General features: G+C 68.5%; 19 protein-coding genes and 1 pseudogene. 9 read left to right on the top strand and 11 right to left on the bottom strand.

From position 1 onward, the window contains the following. Positions 1 to 188: 188 nt before the first annotated feature. From ACFYPJ_RS20630 to ACFYPJ_RS20650, 5 genes and pseudogenes are all read left to right on the top strand, one after another. Positions 189 to 548, top strand: coding sequence for a hypothetical protein (locus tag ACFYPJ_RS20630; protein WP_389018941.1), 360 nt, complete (start codon positions 189 to 191; stop codon positions 546 to 548). Positions 549 to 934: 386 nt separating this feature from the next. Further along, entirely contained in the window at positions 935 to 1,507 is a 573-nt protein-coding gene (locus ACFYPJ_RS20635; RefSeq protein WP_389018944.1) for a GNAT family N-acetyltransferase, read from the top strand. A 395-nt stretch (positions 1,508 to 1,902) separates the two neighbouring features. Continuing rightward, a complete protein-coding gene (locus ACFYPJ_RS20640; protein WP_389018947.1) occupies positions 1,903 to 2,307 on the top strand; it encodes a peptidase inhibitor family I36 protein in 405 nt (134 codons plus the stop codon). 150 nt (positions 2,308 to 2,457) lie between these two features. Beyond that, a pseudogene (locus ACFYPJ_RS20645) lies at positions 2,458 to 2,669 on the top strand (transposase); the annotation flags it as partial. 149 nt (positions 2,670 to 2,818) lie between these two features. Beyond that, a complete protein-coding gene (locus tag ACFYPJ_RS20650) occupies positions 2,819 to 4,129 on the top strand; it encodes an MFS transporter (protein ID WP_389018950.1) in 1,311 nt (436 codons plus the stop codon). Positions 4,130 to 4,344: 215 nt separating this feature from the next. Here the strand turns inward: ACFYPJ_RS20650 and ACFYPJ_RS20655 are convergent, their stop codons facing one another. The 6 genes from ACFYPJ_RS20655 to rpmG form a co-directional block, all read right to left on the bottom strand. After that, positions 4,345 to 4,974 (bottom strand): hypothetical protein, encoded by a 630-nt coding sequence (locus ACFYPJ_RS20655; protein ID WP_389018952.1) that lies wholly within the window; start codon positions 4,972 to 4,974, stop codon positions 4,345 to 4,347. A gap of 1,319 nt (positions 4,975 to 6,293) precedes the next feature. After that, entirely contained in the window at positions 6,294 to 6,464 is a 171-nt protein-coding gene (rpmF, locus tag ACFYPJ_RS20660) for a 50S ribosomal protein L32 (RefSeq protein ID WP_389018955.1), read from the bottom strand. Between the two features lie 36 nt (positions 6,465 to 6,500). After that, complete coding sequence (gene rpsR, locus ACFYPJ_RS20665; protein WP_389018958.1) at positions 6,501 to 6,737, bottom strand: 30S ribosomal protein S18; 237 nt, start codon at positions 6,735 to 6,737, stop codon at positions 6,501 to 6,503. 34 nt (positions 6,738 to 6,771) lie between these two features. Continuing rightward, positions 6,772 to 7,923 carry a GTP-binding protein gene (locus ACFYPJ_RS20670; RefSeq protein WP_389018961.1) on the bottom strand — a complete coding sequence of 384 codons (1,152 nt, stop codon included), beginning with the start codon at positions 7,921 to 7,923 and terminating at the stop codon, positions 6,772 to 6,774. Next, positions 7,920 to 8,177 (bottom strand): type B 50S ribosomal protein L31, encoded by a 258-nt coding sequence (locus ACFYPJ_RS20675; protein WP_389018964.1) that lies wholly within the window; start codon positions 8,175 to 8,177, stop codon positions 7,920 to 7,922. Before ACFYPJ_RS20675 ends, ACFYPJ_RS20670 begins: the two co-directional genes overlap by 4 nt. 46 nt (positions 8,178 to 8,223) lie before the next feature. Next, positions 8,224 to 8,388: a 50S ribosomal protein L33 gene (gene rpmG / locus ACFYPJ_RS20680; protein WP_389018966.1), complete on the bottom strand. Its 165-nt coding sequence runs from the start codon at positions 8,386 to 8,388 to the stop codon at positions 8,224 to 8,226. Between the two features lie 64 nt (positions 8,389 to 8,452). Here rpmG and rpmB point away from each other — a divergent pair, with 64 nt between their 5' ends. The 4 genes from rpmB to ACFYPJ_RS20700 all read left to right on the top strand — a co-directional run bounded on the left by rpmB (position 8,453) and on the right by ACFYPJ_RS20700 (position 9,555). After that, positions 8,453 to 8,689, top strand: a complete 237-nt coding sequence (gene rpmB / locus ACFYPJ_RS20685) for a 50S ribosomal protein L28 (protein WP_389018969.1) — start codon at positions 8,453 to 8,455, stop codon at positions 8,687 to 8,689. Further along, positions 8,689 to 8,994, top strand: a complete 306-nt coding sequence (gene rpsN, locus ACFYPJ_RS20690; RefSeq protein ID WP_389018972.1) for a 30S ribosomal protein S14 — start codon at positions 8,689 to 8,691, stop codon at positions 8,992 to 8,994. Before rpmB ends, rpsN begins: the two co-directional genes overlap by 1 nt. Before the next feature lie 94 nt (positions 8,995 to 9,088). Beyond that, the gene (locus ACFYPJ_RS20695; RefSeq protein WP_389018979.1) at positions 9,089 to 9,262 is read left to right on the top strand and encodes a hypothetical protein; all 174 of its coding nucleotides are present in this window, start codon (positions 9,089 to 9,091) and stop codon (positions 9,260 to 9,262) included. Beyond that, entirely contained in the window at positions 9,211 to 9,555 is a 345-nt protein-coding gene (locus tag ACFYPJ_RS20700; protein WP_389018982.1) for a DUF1365 family protein, read from the top strand. Before ACFYPJ_RS20695 ends, ACFYPJ_RS20700 begins: the two co-directional genes overlap by 52 nt. On the opposite strand, the gene ACFYPJ_RS20705 is transcribed toward ACFYPJ_RS20700, so the two are convergent. The 5 genes from ACFYPJ_RS20705 to ACFYPJ_RS20725 all read right to left on the bottom strand — a co-directional run bounded on the left by ACFYPJ_RS20705 (position 9,492) and on the right by ACFYPJ_RS20725 (position 15,307). Next, positions 9,492 to 11,639: a phosphocholine-specific phospholipase C gene (locus ACFYPJ_RS20705; protein ID WP_389018985.1), complete on the bottom strand. Its 2,148-nt coding sequence runs from the start codon at positions 11,637 to 11,639 to the stop codon at positions 9,492 to 9,494. The genes ACFYPJ_RS20700 and ACFYPJ_RS20705 overlap by 64 nt on opposite strands. A gap of 220 nt (positions 11,640 to 11,859) precedes the next feature. Beyond that, on the bottom strand, positions 11,860 to 13,086 hold the full coding sequence (locus tag ACFYPJ_RS20710; RefSeq protein WP_389018988.1) for a glycosyltransferase: 1,227 nt from the start codon (positions 13,084 to 13,086) through the stop codon (positions 11,860 to 11,862). A 54-nt stretch (positions 13,087 to 13,140) separates the two neighbouring features. Continuing rightward, complete coding sequence (locus ACFYPJ_RS20715; protein WP_389018990.1) at positions 13,141 to 14,157, bottom strand: alcohol dehydrogenase catalytic domain-containing protein; 1,017 nt, start codon at positions 14,155 to 14,157, stop codon at positions 13,141 to 13,143. Continuing rightward, positions 14,154 to 14,981: an alpha/beta fold hydrolase gene (locus ACFYPJ_RS20720; RefSeq protein WP_389018992.1), complete on the bottom strand. Its 828-nt coding sequence runs from the start codon at positions 14,979 to 14,981 to the stop codon at positions 14,154 to 14,156. The genes ACFYPJ_RS20715 and ACFYPJ_RS20720 overlap by 4 nt, the downstream gene beginning before the upstream one ends. Continuing rightward, on the bottom strand, positions 14,978 to 15,307 hold the full coding sequence (locus tag ACFYPJ_RS20725) for a phosphopantetheine-binding protein (protein ID WP_389018995.1): 330 nt from the start codon (positions 15,305 to 15,307) through the stop codon (positions 14,978 to 14,980). The genes ACFYPJ_RS20720 and ACFYPJ_RS20725 overlap by 4 nt, the downstream gene beginning before the upstream one ends. Positions 15,308 to 15,310: the final 3 nt, after the last annotated feature.

A 15,310-nucleotide genomic window follows, 5' to 3' on the forward strand; every position in this document is an offset into this window, starting at 1 on the left:
GACCGTCCTGCCTTCTTGACCGGGTCGGTCAAGGCCACTTGCAGGGCCCGGAGGACCGGAGACACCGGGCACGGCTCGCGGCGCACGGCAGTCCCCGCACCCGCGGGGACTGCTCCGCCAGGCTGACGCCTTCGCAGGCGTGTCGTCTTCGCTGCCTGATGTGCAGGCGGTGAGAAGGACCCCCATCCGTGCCGAGCGTGTCTCAGACGTCCGCCGGTCCGTCCGAGCGGAAGCTCACCGAGCTGGCTCAGGCAGCTCTGGCCGCCGTCCACGACGGGAAGATGATCGAAGCCGGTGCGGAACGCGTCACTGACGGCATCCACACCGAACCCACCTTGAGCGAGGGCAGGATCTACCGGCTCAGCCTGGTCTGCTTCGGCAGCGGCAGCGCTGACCTCACCGTGACACCAAAGAGCAGAGAAACGCCGGCCCAGTGCGACCAGTCGGTCGTTCAGCAGCGCATCACGGTGAACAAGCCGGTGCGCATCGACGTCATGGGCATCAAGGGAGCACATGGCGTGATCGCCTGGCAGATCGACGCCCTCTGATTCGACCGGACCTGAGCGCTCCCAGGGTGATTCGCTGGGAGCGCCCCGCTCGGTTCCGTGATGCGGCCTCGTCGATGACGGGGCTGCATCGGTTGCAAAGACGCGCTCGTCTGGGTGCGCCAGTGAGGCATTCGTACAGGTCCGGTGCCCTTCGCTTACTGACTTCACCCCGACGGGCTGACGTCAGTAAGTCCGTTTCTGGTAGTGGCTTTGTCCGGGTGGTCGGCGGGCGGGCCATGTAGTCGTGCCGTTCGTGGATCTTGAATGCCCAGCCGGGTAGCCGGTCGTAGGCGTGCGCGGTCCGCTGGTAGGAGCTGGCTGGGTGGTGAGGACCGGGATCGGATATTCGGTGTCTGCCTGCCTCATGGGGACGCAAGATGGTGTGCATGACTTTGGCCACCCCCCTACTGAACACCGCTCGCCTGCGACTGCGCCCCTTCACCGACGCCGACGCGGCCCCCCTCTTCGCGCTGCACAGCAGCAGCTACGTGATGCGCTATTGGGATTCCCCGCCGTGGAACGAGCGGGCCCGCGCCAATCGTTTCATCGCGATGTGCCGGAAGATGGCGGACGAAGGCACCGGGGCGCGGGTGGCCGTCGATCGTGCCTCTGACGGTGCCTTCGTAGGCTGGTGCGGTCTGACCGAATGGAACCCGGACTACCGCAGCGCATCGTTGGGCTACTGCCTCGACGATGCGATGTGGGGCCACGGCTATGCGACGGAGACCGCGCACGCCGTGCTGCAGTGGGCCTTCGACACACTGGACCTGAATCGAGTTCAGGCCGAGACCGATACGCGCAACCTGGCGTCCGCCCGGGTCCTGGAGAAGATCGGATTCGTGCGTGAAGGGACGTTGCGGGAGGACTGTGTCGTGAACGGCGAGGTATCCGACTCGTGGGTATTCGGGTTGATCAGGCGAGAGTGGCGGCCGTCGCACCCCGAGATTCCGGCCCGCTAGGAGGTCAGCTGATTCGGTGAGTCTGCGGTAGCAGATGAGAGTGCAGGCGATGCCGGTGAATGCTGCACTGGTCAATCTGGTGCAGACGCCACCAGGAAACAGGCCGACACAGCCACTACCGACGACGATCCGCCGATGAACCTGCTGGATACATCACGAAAATCACACTGGATTCCCAGTGCGGTCGTTGAACAATAAGCTCAATGGCCGCTACGACTTTTCGGTCATATAGCACTGGAAATTCGCCAAGAAACTCCCGCGTCCGGCGCCGGACAACCCATCCGCGCTACACCGTAGTTCGCACCTCGGCCCACGGGACGGACGAGGGGAAACCGGGACAACCGGTGCGGATGGATCGACGGAAGGCAGTGAATACTGTGCGTTGGCTGAAAGGTATGAATACGGCCCTGTGGCTCGCCGCCGCGGTTGCGGTCACGGTGCCCACCACGGCCCAGGCAGCACCTCTGGACGACACGCGGGTGACTTCCGCGAAATCCATCAGCTCATGGGAGCAGTGCCCCGAGTACTACTTCTGCGTCTGGGAGTACGGGAACGCCAACGTAGGAGCGGTCGGGGGCCATTGGGCGCGTTTCTACTACGGCTCGGAGAACTTGGCGAATCCGGTCGAGGGCTTCGTCTTCAACGACAAGGTGCGCTCCGTCTGGAACCGCACCGGCGATCGCTGGTGCCTGTATGTCGATAAGGAATGGGGCGGACCCAATTGGCCCGTCGGCAACTGGCGCGGCAACTCCTCGCAGTACGGTCATGCCAACGACATCAGCTCGCTGAAGAGGTGCTAGGGATCGCTCTTTCCCGACGAGGAGCCTCTCCCGCTTCGGCGTCGGGAGAGGCTCTGAGACACCACAGCCAGTTCGCTTTCACGGCAGTTGCAGGTTGACAGTCGTGAGGTTCCTGTCATGCGACGGCCACTGTCGTGACGTTGTTCCAGCCGCCTGGCCGTCGAGCACCTGCCGTCCGGCGGGGCGAGCAAGCCGGTCTGGCCGTGGTGGTCGCGCACCGACGCCACCGAAGCCGACGTCGACCGCTGCTGGCAGGCGTTCCCGCGAAGATCGACAACGAGCACACCTTCCGCATGCTCAAGCAGACCCTCGGCCGGACCCGGCCAAGGCTGCGCGACTCCGCTGCGGCCGATCGCTGGACCTGCCGGTTCAGCGGCGGGATGTCGTACGTGATGTGATCGGCCCCTGGCGCGAACCGCGGCTCACAGCGGCCCTCCACCGAGGGCATGTTCCTGAACGAAGTGAACCGCATGCTTGCGGAACTCACCCGAGAGAAGGAGAGCCGGTCCGCATGACATCGGCGACCGCCCGGGATCGGTGGCCCCTGACCGCGTTGGTGACGGCCAACTACCTGTCGTGGATCGGCAATACCATGACCTTGGTCGCGGTGCCGCTCTACGTGCTCCAGATCTCCGGCAGCGCGACCGAGGCGGGAGCGGCCGGGTTCGCGAACGCGCTGCCCATGATCGTGGCGGGACTCGCGGGCGGGGTGATCGCCGACCGGGTCGGTCCGCGGCGCACCAGCGTCGCCGCGGACCTGGCCGCCGGGGCGTGCGTGGCCGCCGTGCCGTTGCTGCACGGCACGGTCGGTCTGGCCCTGCCGGTCCTGATGGCGCTGCTGTTCCTGCGCACGCTGGCCGATGCGCCCGGTTCCGCGGCGCGGCTGGCCCTGCTGCCGCGGGTGACCGCGCGGGGGCAGGTGCGGCCGGAGACCGCCAACTCGATCTTCTCCTCGGCCCAGCGCGTGGCGTTCGTGGTGGGCCCGCCCGTCGCAGCGGTGATGGCGGGCCTCACCGGCCCGACCACCGTGCTCTACGTCGACGCAGGCACGTTCCTCGCCTCGGCCCTGCTCATCATGGCGGTGCCGGACGGGATCCCCGTGACCCGTACCCCGGAGGCCGAGTCCGCCGCGCCGGGGGAGTCCGCCGAGAGCGCCGGCCGTCCGGGCCTGCTGCGCGAGGTCACGGAAGGCGCGCGGTACATCCTGCGCACGCCCGTTCTGGCCGCCATCATCAGCGTAGTGGTGTGCACCAACTTCCTTGACGATGCGCTGACCCCCGTGGTGTTCCCCGTCTACAGCCGTGAACTGCTGGGCGGCGAAAGGGTGGTGGGGCTGCTGCTCGCAGCCAACGGCATCGGCGCGGTGGTCGGTTCGTTCGCCTACGTCCCCGCGAGCCGTCGGCTGCTGGCCAACCGCTGGGCCACCTTCGCCGGATGCTTCGCGCTGATCTGCGCCGCCCGGCTGGTCATGGTTGCGGAGCCCGGACTGTGGATCATGCTTGTGGTCGCCTTCGCCATCGGGCTGGCCAGCGGGCCGATCAACCCCCTCGTGACCGGGGTTGTCGAGCGTTCCACTCCGCCGGAGATGCTGGGCCGGATCTGGGGAGCCGTGATGGCCATGGCCTTCGCCGCGGCGCCGGTGGGCATCTTCATCGCGGGCTGGCTCGCGCAGACCATCGGCCTGCGGATCACCCTGGCGATCTTCGGCGGTCTGTACGTCCTGCTCATGTGCTACGTCCTGCTGAACCGCCCGCTGCGCGGCCTCGCTCGGCCCGCCGGGACGGAGGCGTCCGCGCCGAGGGAGTCGGCCGTAGCGGACTGACCGCCGCCCCCGAACTCACCTGTTGTCCGTACCCCCGGTGCGGTGCTGCCCGCCACACCGTCGTTGCGCCGACGCATGGACCCGCGGCGCCCTCCAAGGCCGTTTTCCTTGCAAGGATGCACTGTGCGGGGGCTGCGTCCCGCGGCACGGAAGCGGTTACTGCAGCAGGGGGATCGGCCGGACCGGCGTGGGTTTCGGGGCCGGGCGGGTACGCGTCAGCCGACCGGGTCAGGCGGCTCCGGCGACGGATCGGGCGAGGGCGGGGGACTCGCGGGCGGCTGCGCCGTCGGGGCCGGGATGGCTTGCTGCTGAACCGTCGGTGCCGGCACCGACGGCGGCTGGACTGCAGACAGCGCAAGCGTCGGCGCCTGCTGCTCGGCCAGGATCAGGGCGCTGGACGGGACGGCGAGGCGCATTTCGTGCAGGCCCAGGAGGGCGGTGTGCAGATGCTCGGGGCCCTCATAGGCGTCGTAGGCCAGGATGAGCCGGGCGCGTGTCTCAAGATTCTGCCAGGCATAGCGTCTGCGGAGGTTCGTCATGTGGCGGGCGTCCGCCCGCAGGAAGGTCGACCCGGCCGAGAACCCGGCGGCCAGGAGGGCAAGGACGGCCGCAGGCACGCGCGCTCCGGCGGAGGCCAGGCCCGCGGCGCCCGAGACGCCGGCGAGGACCGCCGCGGGAAAACCCAGGCTGAGATAGGTCGCGTGCCACAGTTTGGCGCGGCGCTGCGCCCGCCGCGCACCGACCCGGGCCTCGGTGATGAGCTTCTCGACTTCGGCACGCAGCGCGAGCAGCCGTGCGTCGTCGGCGGCACCGTGCGCCGCTCCGGCGGAGGTTTGGTCGGGCACGATCCCCCTCACTGACAAGGGAGTTGGAGGTCTGGGTCCGCAGTTTAGGGGGTGCGCCCGGATCGGCGACAGGGAACGTACTCGCGTCACTTGTACGGGACCAGCCGCTACCGAAGGTCTTGTGACGTCCGAGCGAGTGGCTCAGCTCGGATAGCCGGCCGTGCGCATGGCTCCGTAAAGGACCCCGACACCACCGACACCGTCAGCGTCTGCGCCGAACCGGCACCCTCCTGCTGCGCCCCTGCGCCGGCCAGAAGTAGCCTCCAGCTCGGACAAGGTCTCGCTCGCTGCCAGGCTGAGGGGGTGATCAGCCGGCCAACCGGTGGCCCTGCCCCGTAAGACGGCCTTCGGCCAGGGGGCCGGTCCAGGTGCCGGGGGTCCCGATCCGGTGCCACACGATGTGCCGGGTCCCGGCGACCTGTTCTCCTGGCATACGACCTCGACGTCGGGCCGATCGGAGAGCCACGGTGCCAGGCTCGACGTCTCCCGGTCCGGGAGCAGATCGATCGGACGGCGAGTTTCGAGGTCCACCAGGACGGTGCCGTAGTGGCGGACCTTGCGGGTGGCGTGCCTGTCGGCGCCGACCACACACGGCGTGGGCACCTCCGGCTCGGGAAGGGCGTCGTCCAAGCACAGGACGGTGCTCCGGCTGACGGAGACCCCGAGCAAGGAGCTCAGGCGAGCGCCGGACCGGCCTGTCCGGGCGAGAACGGCCGAGGCAAGCGCCGAGGGCAGCCGCCTGGCCCGCTGACCGTGCGGGGCGCGAGCGCAGAGTCGCGTCAGCGTTCACGCATTCTGGTCCACCACCAGCCCGTCAACGCCCATTCGACGGACGGCCTTGGGACGCCTACGCGGCATCGCCCTTTCGGATCAACATGGGGCCATCTTGCCACGGTTGGGCATCTGGAGGAGCCTCTGGGCGCACGCCCGCCGCAACACTTCTTTCTTCTTGGTTCTCGCGCAGATCTTGGGGGCGTCTCGGAGCGTTACTGGAGAAGGATCATCTTGCGGAGCAGTTCGAACCGGGCTCGGCCGTAGAGCTGCCGCTTGATCGTCTTGATGCGGTTTCACGGCGCTCTCGATGCCGCCGGAGATCCAGTCGAGAGTGAGCCCGGCTTTCATGCCGTCGAGGTCTCGGAGCAGGCGGAGTGCGAAGCCCGTGAGCCCGGGTATCCGGACGGCGTCGGTGGGGAGTGCGGGGCCGAGGCGTTCGGCGAGTATCTCGCGATCGGACAGCAGGTGATTGAGCAGGGTGGTCCTGCCGGCTCCGAGGAACCCGGACAGGACGTCACCGGCAAACGGTCGTGCGGCATGCTGAGTCAGTCCTCCGGACGGAGAAGGCCGCGCTCGTACGCCTTCCGCAGGTGCTGGGGCACGAGGTAGGTGCTTCCGTCGATCGTGACGGGGGCGAGCGCCGGGGTGGTGGCACGCCACTGGGCGCGTCGGTGACGGGTGTTGCTGCGGGACATCTTGCGCTTGGGGACGGCCATGACGGTCCAATCGGCAGGGAGTTGGGGCGGTGGGGGTCAGCGGCTGGAGTAGGGGAGCAGCGCCATCTCCCGGGCGTTCTTGACGGCCGCGGCGATCTGCCGCTGTTGCTGCCGGTTGACTCGGGTGACGCGGCGGCTGCGGATCTTGCCGCGGTCGGAGATGAACTTCCGCAGCAGGTCGGTGTCCTTGTAGTCGATGTAGGTGATGCCGGCGTCGTCCAGGGGATTCGGCCGGTTCTTGCGCGCGTGGGCGGACTTGGTCGGGCGGGGCATGGAGGGTCCTCGGTCGGGTGGGGGGACGGGCGGTTCAGGCGACGGCGCCGAGCAGTTCGTCGAAGCCGGTGGGAGGCGAGCAGGATGCGGGCCCGGACGCCAGTTCGTCGTCGGTGAGCAGGCAGGAGTCGAGTAGGGAGAGCAGCCCCGCGCGGTCCAGGCCGGGAGAGGTGAAGACGAGGTGCTGGCAGCGGTCGCCGTGCTCGGGGTGCCAGTCAAGGGCGGCCGCGGTGCGGCGCTCGGCGGGCATCATCTCCCAGGCGGCGTCCGGAAGCGAGGCCATCCAGGGGCCTGCGTGCTCCACGCACAGCGCGCCCCCGGCGGCGTCCCAGGCGAGCAGGCTGTCGGGCCGGTCGGCCAGCCAGAACCTGCCTCGACTGCGCGCCGCAGCACAGCACAGATCCTCCAACGCCGCGTAGAGACGGCCGGGATGGAAGGGGCGGCGACGCTGCCAGACGAAGGTGCTGATGCCCTCCTCGTCCCAGTCGTGCGGCAACCGGGCGCAGGCCGGGTGCTGGGCCGCGGCCGCGGCCGCCACGTCGAAACCGGCGACCGCAGCGACGCCCAGCTTCCCGGACGCGATGTGGATCTGCCGCGCGGTGGGATGCAACTGGCGCAACAGGGCCAGGTCGTCGCGACCGGTGGCGGGACTGTCCGCCAGGGAGAGGACCGGAGCGTACTCCAACTGCCGTGCGAACGTGTCGCCCACGGTGCGTTCGTCCGTCAAAGCCGCGGCGAGCCCGGCTTCCGCCAGGTCGTCGCCGTTGGTCAGGCACGCAAGGACGAGGGCCGGGTCCACGGCGGTCATGACGTTGGTGAGCCGGAAGACGCCGTCACCGCGGGCGGCGATGACCTCGGCCATGGCGCGGGGTTCCACGGAGTCCCACAGCTCCACCACGGCCAGGCGGGTGAGGGCGCCGTCGGCGAGTCGTTCCAGTTCGGGGACGAGGTCCTCGCGCAGGGCGCAGCAGGCGCAGTCGTTGATCAGGGGGGTGTCGGCCCAGGAGAGATCGCCTGTTGTGTCTCGGATGCTGCGCCGTACGGTGCTCGTCGGGCCGCTGGACAGGTCGTGGTGCAGGGCGACGCTGCCGGGCACCTCGCGCAGCAGCTGTTCGACCGTGGCGCGGCGGGCGTCGGCGTGCAGGCCGCCGACGACCACCACGGGCATCGGTCCTTCTGGGCTCATCGCCGGCCTCCGTCCCGCCCGTAACGGCGCTCGAAGCGCTCGACGCGGCCGGCGGTGTCCAGGACACGGGCGGTGCCGGTGTAGAAGGGGTGGCTTGCGGAGGAGATCTCGACATCGACCACCGGGTAGGTGTGGCCGTCCTCCCACACGACGGTCTTGTCACTGGTCATCGTCGAGCGGGTGAGGATGGCGAAGCCGCCGGCCTTGTCGCGGAAGACGACGGGGCGGTAGGCGGGGTGGATTCCGGTCTTCATGGGATCTGTTTTCCAGTCAGAGTGCTTGCGGGCAGGGGCGGTGCGGTCAGCGTTCCTCGCGGAAGTCGACGTGGCGCCGGGTGATCGGGTCGAACTTCCGTAGGACGAGCCGGTCCGGATTGTTCCGGCGGTTCTTGCGGGTCACGTACGTGTAGCCGGTCCCTGCGGTGGAGCGGAGCTTGATGATCGGGCGTAGTTCGGTGCGAGCCATGGGGGTAGCATACGACAATGATTTCCATTATCGACAAGCGTGCGAAGGGAAAGGCACAGACCTGATGTCCGCTCGCTGCCAACTGACCGGCGCAGAGCCGAGTTTCGGCAAGAAGATCTCCCACTCCCACCGGCGCACCTCGCGCCGTTTCGACCCCAACATCCAGAACAAGCGCTACTGGCTGCCCAGCGAGGGTCGCCACGTCCGTCTGCGGCTGAGCGCGCGTGGCATCAAGACCGTGGACGTCATCGGCATCGAGGCCGCTGTCGCCCGTATCCGAGCTCGTGGGGAGCGCATCTGATGGCGAAGAAGAGCAAGACCGCGAAGAACGACAAGCGGAAGCAGGTCGTGGCCCGCTACGCGCAGCGGCGCGCCGCACTCAAGGCCGTCCTGGTCTCCCCGACCAGTACGGACGACGAGAAGACGGCCGCACAGGCGGAACTTCGCCGCCAGCCCCGGGACGCGAGCGCGACCCGTGTACGCAACCGTGACAGCGTGGACGGCCGCCCTCGCGGTCACCTGCGCAAGTTCGGCCTCTCCCGCGTCAACGTACGCAAGCAGGCCCACGCCGGATACCTCCCTGGAGTGACCAAGTCGTCCTGGTAGCAGGTACGCAGGAGGAGGGGGGCGGCACGGGCGTGCTGCCCCCCCTCGTTCAGCTTCCTGCCTGGACAGCCACCCCGGCCGGGCACCGGCCCGCGTGGTCTTCGAACACCTCGTCGACACCCCCGAGCCGGTGGCCGCCCAGCGGCATCTGCCCGAACTGAACAGCCCTGTCTGCGTGTTCGTCGGCGCTGACCATGGCTGGCGGTTTTACGAGGAATGCTGCCGCTCCGGCGTCGAGGCCGCCGCCGCGCTGGGAGCGCCCTGGTGACTGCCGTACCTGTCCTCTGTCCGTGCCCCGTCGCGCACGAGCGCACCGGCCCCCGACGGTACGTGCTGCGCCACCGCACATATCCGTGGCTTCTCGACCCCGGCCGCCCGCCCCGGCTCCCGTCTCTTCTGCGACCGTTGGCCCGCTTCCACGCCCGCGACCACTTCACCGGCGACCGGCCCTCGATCCGCGTCGGCCTGGACGACTTCCTCGCCGCCCACGACGGGCGTCAGTCCGCCTTGGGGCCGGGGTCGCTGGTGCTGGGGCGCCCGTTTTCAAGGTGTCCGGCGTAGCGGCGGTTGAAGGCCGGGTCCTCTACGGCGGTGACGGAGATGTCGTACCAGTTGGCCTGCTGGCTGGTTTGCCAGCGGAATTCGATTTCGCCATGTGCGGGCAGGACCTTGGTGGCCGTCCCTTGCCTGCCGGGCTGGTAGGCGTTGGCCAGGCGAACGGTGCGACGGTTCTTGCCGCGGTTCTTCACTCTGACCCGAACGTGGGTAACGCCCTCCTCGGCGAACTCCACCGTGAGCGCGTCAGAGCCGCTGCCCCCGAACTCGTACAGGCTGCCGTTGGGCCCGTGGGCCGCCAGCTGGTACCGCTGGCCCGCGTCCAGCTGCCAGTCGTCACGCAGTGTGTCGTGTGCGGCGACCGTGTAGCGGCGGGGAGCGGCCTGCGGCTGGAGCCGGTCGTAGATGTAGAAGGCGGCGCCGAGGCTGCCGCGGTTCTCCAGCTTGAGTGTGAAGGCGCCGGCCTGCCGGTGGACCTCGTTGACGAGCGCCCGGTAGCCCAGAGGGCGGGACGGACGGACGCCCGGTTCCTGCACCGGTAGGTGCTGCGGGATGGTCACCTTGTACGGCTGCCCCATGCCCCCGATCGGTGCGGGCACCTGGAAATGCGGCGGCCTGGTGTCCTTCCCGCTGAAGTCGAAAGCGGAGGTCAGATCGCCGCATACCGAGCGGCGCCAGTCACTGATGTAGGGCGAGCGGATACCGAAGCGCTGCTCCAGGAAACGCAGGACGGACGTGTGGTCGAAGGTCTCCGAGCAGACGTAACCGCCGCGTGACCAGGGTGAGACAACCGTCATCGGTACCCGCGGGCCCAGGCCGATGGGCTGCTTGCCGCCCGGATCGGCGCCTGGCACCAGCGGGCCCATCTCGCCCGGGTAGGTGTCCAGGTCCAGGAACTCGTCGGCCAGGGAGGCACGCAGGCTGTCGGAGACCATTCCGTCGGCCCCGGGGACGCTGCGCAGGGGCGGCATCGGAGGCACCACGTGGTCGAACAGGCCGTCGTTCTCGTCGTAATTGAGGAACAGCGCGGTGCTGCCCCACACCTCGGGGTTGGCCGTCAGCGCCTCCAGCACCAGGTTGATGTAGTAGGCGCCGTCGGTCGGCGAGGCGGAGGGGTGCTCGCTGTACTGGTAGGGCGGCACGATCCAGGTGACCGCCGGGAGTGTGCCGGACTTCACGTCGGCGGCGAACTCGGCGAGGGTGTGGTTGGAGGCGCCCTTGTCCACGAGTGGGCCCTGGGCTCCCTCGGCGGTCTGGTATTGCTCGAAGAACATCAGGGAGTTGTCGGTGTAGTTGTCGGTCGGCGTGCCCGGGATGCCGCTGCCGCCCTGGTACAGCTTCCAGCTGACCCCGGCCTGTTCCAGCAGCTCCGGGTAGGTGGTCCAGGTGTAGCCGTTGGTGTCGTTGCGCTCGTCGGTGCCCGGCCCGTTGAGCTTCGTCTTCCCGTAGACGTTGCGCGGGTCCATGGTGCCCGTCCACAGGTAGATGCGGTTGGGCGCGGTGTCGGCGTGGACCGAGCAGAAGTACGCGTCGCAGATCGTGAAGGCATCCGCGAGGGCGAAGTGGTATCCCAGATCCTGACGCTTGAGATGTCCCATCGTCAGGACGTCCTGCTTCTGGTTCACCCACTGGTCATGACGGCCCTGGTTCACGGCGAGGTGCCCGCTGCTCCAGCCGTGGTCGGTGCCCGCCTGGTACTCGGTGGTGCTGCGCGGGTCGATGTACCAGGGCAGCACCTCCGTCTCACCGCCCGGCAGCCCACGGTCCTGGTAGCGGCCGGTCTTCGTCTCGACGGCCGGCTGGTGGAAGACTGACTTCCCGTTCGGCAGCAGCGCCGGGCGCGGGTCGGCGAAGCCGCGGACGCCGCGCAGCGTGCCGTAGTAGTGGTCGAACGAACGATTCTCCTGCATCAGGATCACGACATGCTTGACGTCCTGGATGGAGTGTGTCTGCGAAATCGCGGGCAGCGCCATCGCCTTCGCGATGGCCGGGGGAAACATCGTGGCCCCGGCCGCCACGGCCGCTCCCGTCCCACCGAGCTGGAGAAATCTGCGCCGCCCAAGGTGGGCATCGTTGCTGGAGGAACCCATCGACCTGCCATTTCCGTGTTGACGTACGGGGACGGGTTCGCACGCTAGCGACAGCTCGGTACGCGAAATGATCAGCACGAGTGACGGAATATGATCAGCCGGCCAACAATCGACGCAGCATCACGCAGATCTGAGCAGCGTCACGCTGAGCGAACGAGGGCCGCACGCAGCCGTGCCGCCCTGTCCGCGGGGACCGAATTGACGACGGCAATGGCCTGGTTCAGTCGTGGTACGGTTCGCCGCCCGTTCGGACCATGCGTTCGAGCAATGGCGGAGCGGTGTCCACTCCGGGCAGTGTCAGAACGTGCTTGCGGGCGGTACGGGCACGGTCGCGGAAGGCTCCGTTGGTGAGCACTGTGGTGCAGGCCTTCACAAGGTCCTCGACGTCCGGATCCGTCACCGCGACCCCGAGGCCCAGCTCGCTGACGCGGGCGGCATTGTGCGGCATGTCCGCGCCCTGCGGATGGAGCACCATGGGAACGCCTGAGCGGAGCGCCTCCCGGATGCTGTTGTAGCCACCGTGCGTCAGAAACAGGTCGGCAATTTCCAGAATCAGCGGCTGAGGTACGAAGTCGGTGAGGTGCACGTGGGCGGCCCGTGGCAGGTCGTGGACGTCCATGCCGCCGGTTGCCACGACAGCGACGCAGTCGATCCGCGAGAGGGCGTCCAGAACCAGACGGATCCATCCGCGCGGATCGATCGTGGTCGGCAGGGGCACGCCGTCTCTCTGGATGGCTGCCTGCATGGGCAGGCCCGTTCCGACCGCAGCGAACACCAAGGGGCGCCCGGCGGGCAGCGCGGCGATCCATGACGGCAGTGTCTCGCCGGGCCTGGTCAGTACGGGCTGCCGGAACCTCAGCACACGCGGCCACTCGTGCTCGGTGAAGGAGTACGGCGCGGGAACGTAGTCCACCCGTCCGAATCCGTAGAGGCCGTGCCCGGATGTGCCGAGTCCGAATTTCGGGCCGTGTGCTTCCAACGGGTCCGCGAGGCGGTCGGGGTCGAGCAGTATGGTCGGGCCGCCGGTCATGGCGAGATGCGGTATTCCGAGGGATTCGGCGACGATGTAGCCCACGCAGTCGAGGTCGTCACGCAGTACGAGGTCGGGACGGTAGACGCGGGCGATGTCAAGGGTTCGTTTGAACAGCCCGCGCCAGCCCTTCGCACCGAAGATCTTGTTGATGAGGCCGGTGGGATCGGGTGCGGTGCGATGTACGACCTGGCCGCGAGCCTCAGCCGCGGCGTCCGCCGCGTGGAGCAGCCCCATCCAGTCCTGGGCGTCCGGCATGACGGTGTCGAGGGTGAACCGCTCTTGGTCGAACGTATGGGCCATTGCTGGTGAAGTGACGACTCGTACGTCGTGCCCGGCGTTGACCAGAGCTCTGGCCAGGGGAATGAGGCTGCGGGCGTGGGACGGAGTGGCGTTGACGGTGCACAACACGCGCATGGCACGGTCCTTGCTCTTCTGCGGAGGCGGTCTGGAGGGGGAGCGGGAACGGGGTCAGGGGCGAAGTACCAGACGGGCGTGGTTCTGGCCCCCGTCTCGCACTCGTGCGATCGCCTCTGCGGCATCGGCCAGGCCGAAGGTCTCGCCGACCGAGTGCGTGAGGTCCAAGGCGCCGTCGCCGGCCATGCGCACCAACTGTTCGAGGTGCACCATCTCGGAACCGTAGTGTCCGAGGACGGCCTGACGCAGGTAACCGAAGCGGACGCCGGAGGCGATGGTCACCGGGCCGTCCCACATTCCGGCCACCACGAGTCTCCCCGACCAGCCGAGCAGTTCCATCGCCTGGTCGCGGGCAGTCGGCACCCCGGCGAAGTCGAACGCGACGTTGAGGCCGCGTCCCTGCGTGGCACGGGACACCAGCTCCGGCAGTGCCGGGTCGTCCGGTGCGAGAGCGGCGTCGGCTCCCAGGGACAGGGCGCGCTCCCGTGCGGACGGCCGTGGATCAACGGCGACGAGCAGGCTCACCTGTGACATCCGCAGCAGTTGGACGGCATGGGCCCCAAGTCCCCCGACACCCCATACCCCGACGGCTTCGGCGTGCTGTACGCGTGCCGTGCTGGTGATCGCCGCCCACGGAGTGGAAACGGCATCGGGAATGACAGCCGCCTGTTCGAACGGCAATGAGTCCGGAATGCGTACCAAGGTGTCTCGCCGAGCGAGGACGAACTGCGCCCACCCGCCGTCGAAGTCCACGCCACGTGTGACGACCGCGCCGTCACGGCGGAGTTGTCCCGGCAGCATGACCACGCGCGTGCCCGGACGCCAGCCGCGGACTCCCGGTCCGGTGGCGTCGACCGTGCCCGCCACTTCGTGTCCCAGTGTGACCGCGCCGTCGGTCCGGCGGGCGGGTGACAGCGTGCCGTCGACAAGGTGGACGTCGGAGAGGCAGACGCCCGCGGCGGCGACCCGGACCCGTACTTCTTGGGGGCCGGGTTCCGGTACGGGCACGGTCTCCAGGCGTAGTTCGCGCGTTTTCAGGGTGAGCCGGACGGCCTGCATCTGTGGTGTCATGTGGTGCTCCCGTGCGCCGCGCGAGAGATACCCGCGTCGACGGATGGACTGCCGATGTGTGGTGAGAGCCAGGCAAGGACGTGGTCACGGACCTCATGGTGGTTGTCCATGAGAAGGGTGTGTTTGTGGTCGGCGAACACCACGGTACGGGACTGCGGCAGCAGGCGCCGGATCTCAGGAGCACGCCGACGCAGCGGTGACTCCCTTGCGTACAGGCAGAGGACCGGACGGTCGACAGTGGTGAGGGGGGACAGGTCCGGCGGAGGGCCGGCCGGGAGTTCCTCGCGGATGGAGGTCTCGGCGAACAGGGCCAGTACCTGGGGCGCGTGCAGGATCTCCGACGGGCCCCGCACGGCCTGCCGTCCGTTGTCCGTGACCAGCGCCAAGCTGTCGACCAGCCATGACAAGCGGGCGAAGTACCCCTCGGTGGGTGCCTCGGCCTCGATGGCGACGATGCCGGCCACGCGTTTCGGATGCCTGGCGGCGTAGCCGAAGGCCAGGGCGCCACCGAGCGAGTTCCCTATCAGGAAGACCGGCTCGGTGACTGTCCACTGCTGCATCAACGCATCGATGTCGTCGAGGAAATCCGAGAAGCGGTAGCCGCGGGCCGGACGCTGGCTGCGTCCGTGGCCGCGCAGGTCGTAGAGCAGTACGCGCAGGCCCGCTTGGGCGAGCGGGTAGGCGAGTGTCAGGTACCAACTCGCCATGTTGTCCGGCGCCACGCCGTGAATGAGAACCGCTGTCCCGACGGTCCGGGACCGGCCGCCTTCCGGGGTGATCTCGGCGACGTGTGTGGAGATCCCGTTGGCACGTATCTCATTCATGCTGTGGTGGTCGTCACGCCCGACGTGCCGCTGCCGCTGTCCGATGTCTTCAAGGAGTCCACTATGTAGGTGACGAGTCGTCCGACCCGGAGTTCCGTGGCGATCGCCGCTTCGTCGCCGGCGATGAAGAGTGCGAAGTTCACCGCGTTGCCATAAGCGGCTTGAAGCCGCCCGGCGAGGGCGACGATGTCGATGCTTTCCATCCCTATGTCGTCGCGGAAGGTGCTCTCCGGCGTGATGACGAGTTCGTTGTCGAAGTCGCCCATGGCAGACCTCAGCATGTCCGTGACGTCGGCGAACACGGTGTCCCAAGTCGGGGTGGGCATCAT

The sequence above is a fragment of the Streptomyces sp. NPDC006012 genome (genome assembly GCF_042871185.1).
Classification (GTDB): Bacteria; Actinomycetota; Actinomycetes; order Streptomycetales; family Streptomycetaceae; genus Streptomyces.